Origin of the sequence: Marinomonas foliarum (assembly GCF_003337275.1) — a bacterium.
Taxonomy (GTDB): domain Bacteria; phylum Pseudomonadota; class Gammaproteobacteria; order Pseudomonadales; family Marinomonadaceae; genus Marinomonas; species Marinomonas foliarum.
In genome coordinates this window covers 20,886-33,704 of record NZ_QPJQ01000024.1, presented here as the reverse complement: position 1 = coordinate 33,704, position 12,819 = coordinate 20,886, and the positions used below count along the sequence as shown (strand labels likewise).

Sequence of the window (12,819 nt, the reverse complement as noted above, 5' to 3'; positions counted from 1 at the left end):
CCAGTTCGAGGAGCCATTCGGAGTATAGCGCAGTCTGGTAGCGCGCCTGCTTTGGGAGCAGGATGTCGGGAGTTCGAATCTCTCTACTCCGACCATTAATAAATTAGTAAAAATTATGAGCGGGTCGTTAGCTCAGTTGGTAGAGCAGTTGACTTTTAATCAATTGGTCACTGGTTCGAATCCAGTACGACCCACCATTCTTCTCATAATTACCTTAATGTCCTCTATTTATTTCTTGATCTTTCTTTAGATGTTTTTAAAATCGTCTATCGTCTATCGTCTATCGTCTATCGTCTATCGTCTATCGTCTATCGTCTATCGTCTATCGTCTATCGTCTATCGTCTATCGTCTATCGTCTATCGTCTATCGTCTATCGTCTATCGTCCGTCTAAGCTGTTTAACTGGGTGGGTTTTGAGTGTATGTGGTTGTGCTGCTGGATGCTGGTCTTTTTAGGGTGAGTGTGTGTTTGGTGTGATGGTGTTGGCGGGTGGTGATTAAGAAGAGTGGTGTCGCAAGAAATTGAGTGTAAGGAATAGGTTGTGCTTTTCTTGATCGTTAGGTGGTTTCTTGACGAGGTCTTGAGGGTTGTGTTTGATTTTTGTGGATGTTTGTGTGTTTGTTTTGGACTGTAAGATGTTGAATCTTAAGAAGATACTGCTAATGGTGGAGGGAGGTGGATTCGAACCACCGAAACTTTCGTGGCAGATTTACAATCTGCTCCCTTTGGCCACTCGGGAACCCCTCCACAGCAGCGCGACGTATAATATACATCGCGCTTTACTATGTAAATAGTTTTTTAAGATTTATTTAGCAATTTTTCTAATTTTGCTTTCATGCGTTCTTCAGGGGATAGGTTGTCGTAAATATCTTCTTGTTTGGGAGCGTTTTGGGCGTGCTTAGGTTTTGAGTTTGCTCTGTTTTTAGCTTGGGCTTTTGGTTTATTGCTACGAGTCGGCTGAGCAGGCTTTTCTCTAGCTGGTCGGCTAGTTGTTGCTGTCTTGGTTTTAGCGGGAATCATGGATTCAGGTAGGGCTGGCTCGTTATTTACTGCTACACCCTCCAGATCAATTCGTGGTTGGCCTGACAGTAAACATTTTTTGTATCTGTCTGAGCGCGTGTAGGCTGCTAGGGCGCGTTTTTGTTTGCTAGCGTTAAAGTCATCATCCAGAACCATGTCTTTGTCTATGCCGACTTTCAGAGGCTTAGGTTGATTCCAGTCAAACGCTTTCGGATAACGGTCTTCGAGCATTTTGATTAGGCGGCGATTGTTTTTCTGGTTTTTTTGACGCTTTTTTTGTTCTGGCGTCAATGTCGCGGCTTCTGTCGTGCTGTCACTTGCTTCTTGTACGCTAGTGTCGTTATCGACTAGTTTGTCGTCTTCTTGCAAGCCGTTAAGCTCTGTTTGTTGTGTGGTCATGTAATCAATCTGTTCTGTTGTCGTGGTTGTGGTGCTGTTATCAGCATGCTCGTGCATTAAGTCAAAGTCGAGTTGATGTTCCACTCTATTTGGCTTTTTTACTTGCTCAGGGGCTGATGCGGTACTTAAAAGGTCAAGAGAGTCTTCAATATAAAGCTGCAGTTGATCTTCTGTTGACCGATCGGCCATGTGTTGTAATAAATCCATTGAAGCACTGTATTCAATGGAAGTGGTTGTCTTTTCTTGTAGTTTTAGTATTTCCTCGTTTGCTGATTTTAACTGCTCAGTTAGCCAGTTTATCTTAGCTTCGAGTTTTGCTATAAGTTGTTCCATAGAAACACAAGGCTCAATATTTTATTGGGGTCAGCGGAACTCTTGGTGTATTGCTTATACCAAGCATTTCTTTTCGCTGATCCTCACTTGGTAGAATAACAGTGATGTGTTTTCCGCTTTGCCACCAAATGTAAGTCGTTGTGATTAAGGCACTGGCGATGAAAAAAGGTAATAATTTCATCTTACTTAGAAAGTAAGTCCCGCACCAACCATGACGTGTTTGTCATAGGTGTCACTACTGCTGTTTAGAATTTTCACAAAAATATCTAACCGTGATGCATCTGATATTCCAATGCGAAAACCAGCTTCTGGATAATAGACTGTCTCGTCGAAGAATGAGACGCCACCACCTATAAATGACCACATTGGAATGCCTGGTAAAATTTGAAGTGCTGGTGTCGCGCTATAATAACGGGACCCTAAAGAGACGGAGTTCTCGAATGTTTCTCCAATAACAAATGATAACCCGCCATACAAAGAAATATTTTCTGGCAGAGTGTACTCCATTGATGCGTTTATAATGGAGGTTACATTTGTTTCGCCTTCAGCTGTTGTTGGGCGCGCCGCTGTAGATGAAAAATTTACCAAACTCGCAATTTGACCTTCAGCGGATGCGTGTGCACTAACTAAAATTAAAGCTGCAAGTAAAAGTGATTTCATTGTTTTTCATCCATCTGGTTTAAGCGGTTTAACATCTGAGATAGAGAGGATTCCCAGTTTGATTGTTGTTCTTTGGTTTGATTCAGTGAACTCTGGATTTCGCTTTTTTCTTCGCTAAGCTCATAGTTTTGCATTTCTAGTTCTGATATGCGTTTGCGAAGTGAGCCAATTTCTTCTACAGCTTCGTTGATGCGTTGCTCTAGGTGGTGTAGTAATTCGTTATTCATTGTACTGTCCTAAAAAATATAGCAGCCTTCGTGTATAGGCGTTGTTTTATGAAGTTACCAAGCAATCACGACATCTTGTTGTTGTACATTCAAAATGTGGGAGTCAACAACCAGTTCTCCAACAGAGAAGTTAGGTTGAACTTGTTTTATTGTAACACTGATATTTGCATTATTCAGCTGAGTTTGAGATGACTGCAGCTGATTGAATACTTCGTAACGGCGATACACATTGAATTTATCGCCTTGTTTTATTCCTGACAAAGATCCTGCTGATATATGGATCCTGTTTCCTTCTGTTCGGAAAATATTAGCAATAAAAGGTTGGCAGCGTAACTGGTTACTTGTGTCTAATGCGCTTTCCTTTAGAGCTTGTTGTACTACTTTTCCATAATGAACAGACCAAAATTTGGCACTACCAAAACCTACTTTAGCATGGTCGGAAATATCCCAGTTACCTATTTCGCTGTAACGTTGCTCAAATAGTAGGGCGCCACTAAATCCGTCATAGATATAGATATCGACCACAAAGTTTCTTTCTTTATCAATTCCCTCATCAAGAAGGTCTTTTGACTCTTTGTCGTTAGGAAATCTAAGGTAAACCTCTCCAATATCTCTAATCACACCGCTGACAATGTACTGAACACCAAGTTGCTCACTGATTCTTGTGACATTAGTTAGAGATCCATCATAGTTAGTGGAGGATGGTGCGTTTATTAGATCTGGATAGATGGCGATGTTTGTGGCTGTTAAAGCTCTTAAGTAACCTTGCTTATTTATTTCATCAGCTAAGTCTTTTGGCAGTTCTCTAGATATATTATTGAGTCCACCTAATCTTGCTTGTAGAGGGTCTTGCAGTTCAAACCCGGTCACACCAACGGTTTTTCTATAATAACTGGTTGGGCCTGTACTGCATTGAGAGTCAGAAGTGACGTCGACACGAGCAATGACCCGAAGAAAATCACCGTTTTGTTCTTCAGATAAAATCCTAGCTTTTTGAACATAGCCTGAACTGCGAATTTCTAAGTTAGATTCAAGCTCTCCATTGTTTAAGGCATCTTTGATGTTTACTCTCGAACCGGACTCTAGAACAGCTTGTTTAATAGCTTGTTGGGTTGCTCTGTAGCGTGCATCAGCAATATCGTTGTTGTATATAACGGCTTCACCAACTGCGTCTACGCTTTTTGCGAGCGTTATGCTAGGCAATAAAAATACCAAAGCGACAATTAATGTGTGCTTCAAAATCAACATTGGTTATTCAATACTATAAAAGTTTGTAGTGGGTGTTGAGTTTTGCACGTCGACAGAGCGGTAGCCCGGTTGAACGCTACAATTTGGGTTTGTTCGTATGTTTGCAGAGTTTACACACTCACGGAAATTTTCCTGCAAGGCCATTTCAACTATAGTTTCGAATGTGCCATCTTCATGCTCTCGCTGAGAAACCACTTTTGCCCCAACTAGGTAAGCATCTACGTAAGTTCTAAGTTCATCGTTTTGCATTACCATGTTGCTTAACGAGCTTGAACCATCAATTTTTAAGCCATATACACGTTCAGAAAGGTTTCGATAGGCGTCTAGCATCGAACTGCGCAAAGACATAATGCGGGCTTGGGATTTAGTGAGGCGCTTATTAGTCATCATGGCGGCATAGCCTGTCGCCGTTATGATAATGGGTTCCTGCTTGATGACCGAAATAGTATTGTTTGTGTTCACCACGCCATTTTGTGTATAGCTCGGTCCAGTATTGAAATTATTTCCATTACAAGGAGCAACTGTTGTACATGTGTTTCCACCAGCATCTTGTTGATAAAGATTTTGACACCCAGCAAGCATTATTGCACCTACGGCGATAAAGAAAATTCGAAGTGATACTGTCATGGTGGTGCCCTTTGTATGGAAGTCTTTTTCTCAATATTCTGCGTTTTCAAGTGGCACTTATTGTGCCGTTACTTTACCTAATCGGTCATTTGCAGCAGGTCTTAAGCATTTACTGTGTGTTTAAAAACGTTTTTGTTTTTAACTTGGCGAATCTAATGGACAAAATGTAAACCATTTTACGCTCTAGCGTCCATGTTTGAGCGCTTAAAAAAGCACTTTTTCTTTGTTTTTGATAGTAAATATGCTTATCGCGTTAATTTTCTAGTGTTTTTGGCTGGGTTTTGCATGGAGGGTGATTTTTAGTGATATCTATTTTCTTTTTCTATACTTGATGAAGGGTAGAGAGAATTAATAGTATACTGTTTTTTTATACAGTGCTTTTGTTATGTCACCAAATAGAAAAATTATACATGTTGACGCCGACTGCTTTTATGCCGCCGTAGAGATGCGCGATGATCCTAGTTTGGGAGATAAGCCAATTGCAATTGGTGGACCTGAAAATAGTCGTGGCGTACTTGCTACTGCGAATTATGCGGCTCGTGTTTATGGGGTTCGTTCTGCGATGCCGACTTCGGTGGCTAAGCGCCTTTGCCCATCTTTAATTATTCTGCCAGGAAATATGAGTAAGTACCGAGTTGCTTCTGAGCAAATGCACGCAATTTTTCGAGCATTTACCGATATTATTGAACCGCTGTCGTTGGATGAGGCGTATCTTGATGTGACAGATTCTGAGTGCCTACAAGGGAGCGCGACGCGAATTGCTCAAGAAATAAAGTCTCGAATTGCTAGCGAGGTAGGGATTACCGTTTCAGCTGGTGTCGCGACGAATAAGTTTATTGCTAAGGTGGCTAGTGATTGGGATAAGCCTGATGGCTTGACTGTCGTGACACCAGAAGCGCAGCGTAAATTTGTTTCTGATATACCTGTTAAAGCTATCTCTGGGGTTGGGCGCGTTGCACAAGAGCGATTAGCTGCCTTGGGGGTGTTTAAGTGTGCCGATCTGCAGCAGTTGGATTTTGCGTTGCTGCAGAAGAGTTTTGGTAGTATGTCTTATCGTCTTTCTCAATTGGCTTTGGGGATTGATGATCGTCCTGTGGTGACTTCTAGAGAAAGGAAAAGTGTTTCTGTCGAGCATACGTTTGCGAAAGATTTGTTGGACATCAAAGAGTGCCAAGCCGTTTTGCCTATGCTATTGGCGGATTTGAAGAAGCGTATGTTAGGCCGAGGTTATGAGTCACAGCTTAGTAAGTATTATCTCAAAATTAAATTTGATGATTTCAAGCAAACGACAGTTGAGCGGCCAATAAAAGGAAAATTAACAGAAGACGCATTTTCTGAATTGTTGCAGCTGGCCTTTTCTAGATCTCCTCGTTCAGTTCGTCTCATTGGTGTTGGTTATCGCCTGACACCACCGCAACCTTTTCAATTAAATTTGCCTTTTACCTCCTAGTGTAAAAAACAATCAAGAATCCTGTCGTTTACTATACTTCAATAATGACACTTACGGAGGTGCTCGTTATGTTTAAGCAACAGAGTGATTTTGATTTCGTAAATTTAAGTATGCCTGACACATTATCTCATCGGTTGAGATTTGAGGTGGAGCAGACGCTAAGCTGTTTATATGCAGATGCTTCCCTAGTTGATCAAATGGATCGATTGTATTTACCTTTTTCTAATTGGTTGAGTCAAAAGGCGCATATTGGGCAAGGCCCCTTGATTGTCGGTGTGGGTGGGGCGCAAGGTTGTGGAAAAACGACTTTTTGTAGTGTTGTAAGCCGTATTCTTAATAAAGGCTTTGATCTGAATTGCGTGGTAATCAGTCTGGATGATTTATACAGTACTCAGCACGACAGAATGAAGTTTGCTAGCCAAACTTCGTCCATGTTTGCCGTGCGTGGTGTGCCGGGTACTCATGATGTTCGCTTTGCTCTAAGTTTATTTGATCGCTTAAAAAATTTGAAAGAAGGTGAGGTGATGAAGTTCCCTTGCTTCGATAAGTCGATAGACGATAGAAAATCGGTTCATTTGTGGAAAGAAGTTCAGGGTCCGGTCGATGTGGTGTTATTTGAGGGGTGGTGTGTTGGTGCGCCACCAATGATGGATCTTATGAATTCTCCAATCAACGCTCTCGAAGAGCGGGAAGATGCACAAGGGGTCTGGCGCAATAAGGTGAATCAATTTTTAGAAGAGGATTATAAAACATTATTTTCAAAGATTGATCTAATGACTTGGATGCAGGCCCCTAGTTATGACGTTGTATATCATTGGCGCAATAAGCAGGAGCGCATGTTGGAAAATCACCTTCATGATATCCATGGGATATTGCTTGATACCATTGATCTAAAAGTAATGTCTTCGGATGAGCTGAAAGGGTTCATGCAGTATTACGAAAGATTAACTCGGCATATGTTGGCGGTAATGCCCAATAGAGCGGATGTTTTGTTTACGTTAAGTGATAAGCAGGAGGTCTTGGAGATGCGTTTTCCTGTTGAGCATTAATATCTCATGTGCGCTGTATTAATAATTACACTATGCAGTAAAGGTGAGAGTGAGTGAAATACGGCAATATGATAGGCTATGGCGAATTGCGATAGCCTATTTTTTTGGAGTGTTTGAAAAATGACCGATGTATTGCCTTCTGTAGTAGTGGAAACTCATGAGCAGCCAGATGCTGCGATTATTTGGTTGCATGGACTTGGCTCTGATGGCCATGATTTTGAATCTTTGGTTCCTGCGCTTTCTCTGCTTCCTACGTTGAAGGTTCGCTTTGTTTTTCCTCATGCGCCTCGACGCCCTGTTACCATAAATGGTGGCATGGAAATGCGTGCATGGTATGACATCTACGAGATGACGCTAGAGCGTAAAGTCGATATGGCTAATATCAATGAATCTTGTGCTCAAGTAGAGCAATTGATTCAGGATCAAATTGATCAAGGAATTTCTCCGAGCCGAATTATATTGGCAGGATTTTCTCAGGGTGGTGTTATTGCTTATCAAACGGCTTTGCATACGAAATATCAAGTGGCTGGCGTTCTCGCTTTATCAACCTATTTGGTCAATGGAGATAAAGTGGAGGAAGCGGATTCTTGTGTTAATGGGCAGACTCCTATTCTTATTCACCATGGTTCGCAAGATCCTGTGGTTTCTCCTGCGTTGTCGATTCAGGCAAGAGATCTATTGTTATCTAAGGGCTATTCTGTGGAATATAAAGCCTATGAAATGCCTCATTCGGTCTGTCCTGAACAGGTGCAAGATATCTCTCATTGGTTGAATGTTCGATTAGCTGACTAAGTCCGAGATACTTATTTTAAAAAAGGGGGGGAGTGTGCAAGATAACGCTGTTGAATGGTTGGATTTTGCCAAAGAGCTTGCCGTTAAAGCGGGCGAAATGATTGTTGCAGCAAGAGCTGAGTCAACTTTTGTGCGGGATTATAAAATGGACCATGAATTGGTAACGACCACAGATATTGCCGTCGATCAATATATTTGTTCCAGCATCCTTGCGCGTTACCCTTTGCATTGTATTTTGTCCGAAGAGTCGTCACCGAGTTTGGATCTTGCTAGTGTCGGTAACAGCACCCCCGTTTGGGTAATTGACCCTATAGATGGAACGGTGAACTTTGCACATGGACATCATCATGTTGCCGTTTCTATTGGTCTCTATATTGGCAATGAGCGTGTTTTAGGTGTTGTTAATGCCCCTTTTTTAGAAGAGTGCTTTTGGGCTATTAAAGGTGAAGGTGCTTACTGTAATGAAGAGCGTTTGGCGGTATCCGGTGCGAAAGAACGACGAAATGCATTGGTAGCGACTGGCTTTCCTTATCAAAAAGATGCGTTATTACCTATTCTCGAAAGAGTTTCGCGTATTTTGCACCACTGTCAGGATGTGCGACGTAATGGCTCTGCAGCTTTGGACTTATGTTGGGTGGCTGCAGGTCGTTTGGATGCCTATTTTGAAAGTGTGAAACCATGGGATATGGCTGCCGGTACTTTAATAGCGGAAGAAGCGGGTGCTCAGGTTGGGCGTTATCTTCAACCTTCTGATAGTTGGCCTGTTGTGGTGAATGGTGAAGGTCTTTTGGTTTCTACGCCGGGTTTGTTTGATGCTATGTTGTCGCTTACTTATCTCGAAAAGTAAGATTGTGTTATTTGGATAGGGTGTTTTATGTCTTTTACTGCGTTTTTAGTCGTTTTAGTTTGTTGTGTTGGTGTGATTGCAGTCTCTCTTTGGTTTATTAGACGCCAATTGAAGATGAATAAACTGCGAGAGAAAAAAATTCGTGCAGGAGAAGACCGTTTCTTGGAAGAGCGTCAAAAAAGAATTGATAGTATTCGAGTGCTTTTGAAAACGGTAGGGACAGAAGAGCTTAATTGGATTGAAGCCAGCATTCGAATTAAGCATTTGTTGGACCAGCTTAGCGAAGATTTATCGACACATGAAGATATCTCGGCATTTTATATTGTTACAGAGAAAACAATGCACATACCTACCCACGATCAGTGGGGGGATCTGCCCAAGCCTGCGAAAATGAAGTTTCGACTTGAGATGGATGGCTATGAGGTGGAGCATGCAGAGCATCTTCTAAGGGCGAAAGATTCATTACTTGCCTATGATTTTAAATAATGTTGGTCCAGCTTCTAGTTTCTATCGGTTGCCTTTTTTTGTTGTTGCTTGCATTGACGTTGTTTTTTATTCGTCATCAATCAAAAGTACCCTATTATAGGATGACGCAAGCACAGTGCATTGCATTGTTAGATAAGGCGATTAAAGGTGCTTTACCAGAACATGAATGGAGTGCTTTCTTGGGCATGAGTGTGCGGGATGATGGTGCTGTAGATGCCCTAAGGGAGCAATGCTTGCTGATTGATGAGTCTGGCGTTAAAGGATTACACTCTATTAATGGGCAATCTTGTGTGCTTTTTAATAGGAATGGCGTTTCTCAGCTGGAAAAATTACTTGATGAGTGGCAGCATAAATCAAATTATTTAATCTGATTAAATTTAAAGTGGAATAGTAAGGGAATTAAATATTATGAATGAGTTAGAGTCGTTATTTGATCAAGGCTCCGAGCTGATGCCTTGGTTGGCTGATAGTGTTATCAACTTAGTAATTGGTCTTGTTGTTTTCTTTGTGGGTAAGTTCATCGCTTCCAAAGTGGCTCGTTGGTGTGAGAAGCGATTGCTGAAAGGGTCCGTTGATCAGGCGGTTGCAGGCTTCGCATCGAGCATTTTATATGCTCTGATGTTTGCTGGCGTTGCTCTGATGGCGCTTGGTCAAATTGGAGTAGAGACGACATCCTTTATAGCGATTCTTGGTGCTGCAGGTTTGGCTGTCGGTCTTGCATTGCAGGGATCCTTGTCTAACTTTGCATCAGGTGTGTTGATTATTATATTACGTCCATTCCGCTCTGGTGACTTTATTGATGCTGGCGGCCAAATGGGGACGGTTAATCGTATTGAGCTATTTCATACTCATCTTAAAACGCCAGATAATCGCGTTATCATCGTGCCAAACTCTTCTGTAATGAATGGCTCTATTGTGAACTTCTCTCGTGAATCGACTCGTCGTTTAGACCTTGTTATTGGCATTAGCTACGATGCTGATATTCGTTTGGCTAAGCAGATAATGGAAGAAATTGTTAATGCTGATGAGCGTATATTAAAAGATCCTGCGTGCTTAATCGCGGTCTCTGAGCTGGCTGACAGTTCGGTGAACTTCTTCTTGCGCCCATGGGTTGCATCGGGCGATTACTGGACTGTGCGTGCAGACCTTTTAGAAAAAATTAAATACACCTTTGATGAGCGTGGCGTTGGTATTCCATATCCTCAAATGGATGTTCATGTTCATAAGCAAGAGTCATAGTTTTTTAAATTAATGTCTGATTGCTAAATATATGTAATGCCGCCAGTAATAATAGCTGGCGGCATTTTTGTTTTTACTGGTTAGTTTTTATTGTTAAAAGAAGGCTGCTATTAATGAGTCGATATCGTCCACCATCTCCACCAAAATCTGCATACATAACCCACGAAGGTGCTCAAACCTTGCTGGCTGAGCTTAAGTATTTGTGGAAAGAAAAGCGTCCAGCTGTCACGGAAACCGTCCGAGAGGCGGCAGCGCAAGGTGATCGTTCTGAGAATGCGGAATATATCTATGGTAAAAAACAGCTGCGAGAAATCGATCGTCGGGTACGCTATCTGGAAAAACGTTTGGATATCTGTACCGTGGTTGATCGTCTTCCTACAGATCAGTCGCGGGTTTTTTTTGGTGCTTGGGTGACCTTAGAGGATGAGGATGGCGAGCTGCGTACACATCGTATTGTCGGGCCAGATGAATTGGATCACAATTCAGCTTATATAAGTGTTGACTCACCTGTGGCAAAAGCACTATTGAAAAAACAAGAAGATGATGACGTGACTATTCGTCTGGCAGCGGGAGAAAAAACCTACACGATAGATAGTATTGAGTATCACCCAATCCCATCCTTATAGCTCACAAAGTATTTAGACTAGAGTGTGTTGAGAGTAACAGCGAGAGTATGAATCTTGCTGTTACTTTTTTGGGGCATTTTAATTAAAAAGAAAGCTTATCAATACTGCTTAATAGGTGTTGTTTAAATGTTTCATCGGTAACCACTCCCTTTGTTGTATCAAAGTTATCAAAGAAGCTCGGTAATGATATGGCACCGATTACGCTCGCTGCAAAGTAGGATGCTGAGGCTTGTGCGGCAGCTAAAACGCTTTGCGCTCCACTGGGGCCCGGTGAGGTGGATAGCATAAGAACAGCTTTATTCTGAAAAACTTTCATGTCTATTCGGGATGTCCAGTCGAATAGGTTTTTATAGGCAGAAGTATAAGAACCGTTGTATTCGGCGAATGACATCACGATGCTATCGGCCGAGCCTATTGCCTTATAAAAATCATGCGCGAGCTGCGGAATGCCTGACTCTTTTTCTCTGTCTTCGCTATAGATTGGCATTTCAAAGTCGTTAATGTCGATTAGTGACACGTCTGCGTTGTTGATTTGCTGGGCAGCATAAAAAGCCAGTTTCTTGTTGATAGAGTTTTTGCTGCTGCTTGTGCCGAAGGCCAGTACTTTCATTTTAGTTTCCTTTATTGACGTTTGTAGTGAGAGTAGATTGTTTTTTCAGAGTGGCTGCGCCTGCAATGGCTAGAACTAAAGTAAAAGCCCCTGCTAATAAGTAAAAGTCACTGTATCCAAACTTGGCGATAAGAGTTGAGGTGACAAAAGGTGAAACAAATTGCCCAATGAAGATGCTACTTGTCAGCACGCCAGATGCGAGTCCGCGCTTGTTGTTTGGCGCAAGCGCCATGCCCTTTACCATGAAATTTGGCATTACCAATCCCATGCAAGCACCCATGAGGCCGCAACCGAGAATAACTAAGCTGAACGAGGTGGCTTGTGATAGCACGAGCATACCAAGGCTCATGGATACAAAGCCGATGAGTGCGACGCCGTAGCTTTGGATTTTAGCAACCAGCTTGCCAAAGAACACCCCCGTTATCGCGGCGATTAATGTCCCCATTCCTATTGCCAGACCTGACTTACTTGGATCAGTGATACCAATATCCACCATAAAAAATGGAATTTGTGTTGGCAGGATATAAAAGACGATTAAGTGGCAAAAAAGGAGAAGAGAGCAGCCGATGAGCGGTAGCTTCCAGCTGGTATTGGTATCGTCTTGTTGGTTATCGTTTGGCTGATTGATTTGCTTGCTGTCACGAATAGACAGGAATATGAGCGGAAGCAACAGAATAGCAATGGCGTAGATATAAAAAGGCAGTCGAGCGCTGATGCCTGCTAAATAGCCCGCTGTAACGATGAAAAGAATGCCGCCAATATTGGAGAAAGCTTGTTGTAGTCCCATAAATTGGCTTCTTTTCGGACCAGAATAATAATCGGTTATTAACGCCGTTACAGCGGTCATTAGTCCAGCGACACATATGCCCAGAATGGCTCGGCTGATAATAATAGCTTCTAAGTCTTGCAGCTGTGCGCCAGCAGCTCCGGCGATGGCAAAGATGGTCGTCGCAATGATGATTTGATTTCGGCGACCGAACTTATCCGCTGTCCAGCCTAAGATCGGCGCAAAAATCACCACAAATAAAGCTGGGATAGGTAATAGCATTTTTACCCAGAAATCGGCTGAAGGTGTTCCCGAAAACTCGTTGGCTAATCCTGGTAATGCCGGAGCAATAGTGGCGTTGGACATCACGGTTAATGTAGAAATTAGCAGCAGGCAAAGAGCTCTGGATTCTAATAAGTCATTTTTCATTAAGGTTCTCT

General features: G+C 42.3%; 16 protein-coding genes and 3 tRNA genes. 11 read left to right on the top strand and 8 right to left on the bottom strand.

The features are described 5' to 3' along the window. Nucleotides 1–18: 18 nt before the first annotated feature. The 3 genes from DFP77_RS12675 to DFP77_RS19470 all read left to right on the top strand — a co-directional run bounded on the left by DFP77_RS12675 (nt 19) and on the right by DFP77_RS19470 (nt 460). A tRNA-Pro gene (locus DFP77_RS12675) sits at nt 19–95 on the top strand. 26 nt (nt 96–121) lie between these two features. Continuing rightward, a tRNA-Lys gene (locus DFP77_RS12670) sits at nt 122–197 on the top strand. Nucleotides 198–250: 53 nt separating this feature from the next. Then, the gene (locus DFP77_RS19470; RefSeq protein WP_147270560.1) at nt 251–460 is read left to right on the top strand and encodes a hypothetical protein; all 210 of its coding nucleotides are present in this window, start codon (nt 251–253) and stop codon (nt 458–460) included. Nucleotides 461–663: 203 nt separating this feature from the next. On the opposite strand, the gene DFP77_RS12665 is transcribed toward DFP77_RS19470, so the two are convergent. From DFP77_RS12665 to DFP77_RS12640, 6 genes are all read right to left on the bottom strand, one after another. Next, nucleotides 664–747, bottom strand: a tRNA-Tyr gene (locus tag DFP77_RS12665). A 51-nt stretch (nt 748–798) separates the two neighbouring features. Further along, a complete protein-coding gene (locus DFP77_RS12660; RefSeq protein WP_114412647.1) occupies nt 799–1,752 on the bottom strand; it encodes a ProQ/FINO family protein in 954 nt (317 codons plus the stop codon). A 186-nt stretch (nt 1,753–1,938) separates the two neighbouring features. Continuing rightward, a complete protein-coding gene (locus DFP77_RS12655) occupies nt 1,939–2,412 on the bottom strand; it encodes a hypothetical protein (protein ID WP_114412646.1) in 474 nt (157 codons plus the stop codon). Then, on the bottom strand, nt 2,409–2,639 hold the full coding sequence (locus DFP77_RS12650) for a cell division protein ZapB (RefSeq protein ID WP_114412645.1): 231 nt from the start codon (nt 2,637–2,639) through the stop codon (nt 2,409–2,411). The genes DFP77_RS12655 and DFP77_RS12650 overlap by 4 nt, the downstream gene beginning before the upstream one ends. A gap of 54 nt (nt 2,640–2,693) precedes the next feature. Then, entirely contained in the window at nt 2,694–3,887 is a 1,194-nt protein-coding gene (locus DFP77_RS12645) for a flagellar assembly protein FlgT (RefSeq protein WP_114412644.1), read from the bottom strand. A 3-nt stretch (nt 3,888–3,890) separates the two neighbouring features. Next, on the bottom strand, nt 3,891–4,514 hold the full coding sequence (locus DFP77_RS12640; protein ID WP_114412643.1) for an LPP20 family lipoprotein: 624 nt from the start codon (nt 4,512–4,514) through the stop codon (nt 3,891–3,893). Nucleotides 4,515–4,899: 385 nt separating this feature from the next. On the opposite strand from DFP77_RS12640, the gene dinB reads away from it, so the two are divergent. The 8 genes from dinB (at nt 4,900) to greB (ending at nt 11,003) form a co-directional block, all read left to right on the top strand. Further along, nucleotides 4,900–5,964 carry a DNA polymerase IV gene (gene dinB, locus DFP77_RS12635; RefSeq protein WP_114412642.1) on the top strand — a complete coding sequence of 355 codons (1,065 nt, stop codon included), beginning with the start codon at nt 4,900–4,902 and terminating at the stop codon, nt 5,962–5,964. A gap of 68 nt (nt 5,965–6,032) precedes the next feature. Further along, complete coding sequence (locus DFP77_RS12630; protein ID WP_114412641.1) at nt 6,033–7,013, top strand: hypothetical protein; 981 nt, start codon at nt 6,033–6,035, stop codon at nt 7,011–7,013. Nucleotides 7,014–7,133: 120 nt separating this feature from the next. Beyond that, the gene (locus DFP77_RS12625; RefSeq protein ID WP_114412640.1) at nt 7,134–7,805 is read left to right on the top strand and encodes an alpha/beta hydrolase; all 672 of its coding nucleotides are present in this window, start codon (nt 7,134–7,136) and stop codon (nt 7,803–7,805) included. A 34-nt stretch (nt 7,806–7,839) separates the two neighbouring features. Continuing rightward, a complete protein-coding gene (locus DFP77_RS12620; RefSeq protein WP_239544378.1) occupies nt 7,840–8,652 on the top strand; it encodes an inositol monophosphatase family protein in 813 nt (270 codons plus the stop codon). A gap of 27 nt (nt 8,653–8,679) precedes the next feature. Beyond that, a complete protein-coding gene (locus DFP77_RS12615; RefSeq protein ID WP_114412639.1) occupies nt 8,680–9,138 on the top strand; it encodes a DUF2489 domain-containing protein in 459 nt (152 codons plus the stop codon). Continuing rightward, on the top strand, nt 9,138–9,509 hold the full coding sequence (locus DFP77_RS12610; protein WP_114412638.1) for a hypothetical protein: 372 nt from the start codon (nt 9,138–9,140) through the stop codon (nt 9,507–9,509). The genes DFP77_RS12615 and DFP77_RS12610 overlap by 1 nt, the downstream gene beginning before the upstream one ends. 37 nt (nt 9,510–9,546) lie before the next feature. Continuing rightward, nucleotides 9,547–10,377 (top strand): mechanosensitive ion channel family protein, encoded by an 831-nt coding sequence (locus DFP77_RS12605; RefSeq protein WP_114412637.1) that lies wholly within the window; start codon nt 9,547–9,549, stop codon nt 10,375–10,377. A gap of 113 nt (nt 10,378–10,490) precedes the next feature. Beyond that, entirely contained in the window at nt 10,491–11,003 is a 513-nt protein-coding gene (gene greB, locus DFP77_RS12600) for a transcription elongation factor GreB (protein ID WP_114412636.1), read from the top strand. An 82-nt stretch (nt 11,004–11,085) separates the two neighbouring features. Here the strand turns inward: greB and DFP77_RS12595 are convergent, their stop codons facing one another. Continuing rightward, nucleotides 11,086–11,613 (bottom strand): NADPH-dependent FMN reductase, encoded by a 528-nt coding sequence (locus tag DFP77_RS12595; protein ID WP_114412635.1) that lies wholly within the window; start codon nt 11,611–11,613, stop codon nt 11,086–11,088. A gap of 1 nt (nt 11,614) precedes the next feature. Then, nucleotides 11,615–12,808: an MFS transporter gene (locus tag DFP77_RS12590; RefSeq protein ID WP_114412634.1), complete on the bottom strand. Its 1,194-nt coding sequence runs from the start codon at nt 12,806–12,808 to the stop codon at nt 11,615–11,617. Between the last annotated feature and the right edge of the window lie 11 nt (nt 12,809–12,819).

Coding starts and splice junctions, on each gene's coding strand:
- DFP77_RS12605 (WP_114412637.1), top strand. CDS start 9,547: ATGAATGAGTTAGAGTCGTTATTTGATCAAGGCTCCGAGCTGATGCCT.
- DFP77_RS12655 (WP_114412646.1), bottom strand. CDS start 2,412: ATGAAATCACTTTTACTTGCAGCTTTAATTTTAGTTAGTGCACACGCA.
- DFP77_RS12650 (WP_114412645.1), bottom strand. CDS start 2,639: ATGAATAACGAATTACTACACCACCTAGAGCAACGCATCAACGAAGCT.
- DFP77_RS12645 (WP_114412644.1), bottom strand. CDS start 3,887: ATGTTGATTTTGAAGCACACATTAATTGTCGCTTTGGTATTTTTATTG.
- DFP77_RS12625 (WP_114412640.1), top strand. CDS start 7,134: ATGACCGATGTATTGCCTTCTGTAGTAGTGGAAACTCATGAGCAGCCA.
- DFP77_RS12630 (WP_114412641.1), top strand. CDS start 6,033: ATGTTTAAGCAACAGAGTGATTTTGATTTCGTAAATTTAAGTATGCCT.
- DFP77_RS19470 (WP_147270560.1), top strand. CDS start 251: ATGTTTTTAAAATCGTCTATCGTCTATCGTCTATCGTCTATCGTCTAT.
- DFP77_RS12595 (WP_114412635.1), bottom strand. CDS start 11,613: ATGAAAGTACTGGCCTTCGGCACAAGCAGCAGCAAAAACTCTATCAAC.
- DFP77_RS12615 (WP_114412639.1), top strand. CDS start 8,680: ATGTCTTTTACTGCGTTTTTAGTCGTTTTAGTTTGTTGTGTTGGTGTG.
- DFP77_RS12610 (WP_114412638.1), top strand. CDS start 9,138: ATGTTGGTCCAGCTTCTAGTTTCTATCGGTTGCCTTTTTTTGTTGTTG.
- DFP77_RS12660 (WP_114412647.1), bottom strand. CDS start 1,752: ATGGAACAACTTATAGCAAAACTCGAAGCTAAGATAAACTGGCTAACT.
- greB (WP_114412636.1), top strand. CDS start 10,491: ATGAGTCGATATCGTCCACCATCTCCACCAAAATCTGCATACATAACC.
- dinB (WP_114412642.1), top strand. CDS start 4,900: ATGTCACCAAATAGAAAAATTATACATGTTGACGCCGACTGCTTTTAT.
- DFP77_RS12590 (WP_114412634.1), bottom strand. CDS start 12,808: ATGAAAAATGACTTATTAGAATCCAGAGCTCTTTGCCTGCTGCTAATT.
- DFP77_RS12640 (WP_114412643.1), bottom strand. CDS start 4,514: ATGACAGTATCACTTCGAATTTTCTTTATCGCCGTAGGTGCAATAATG.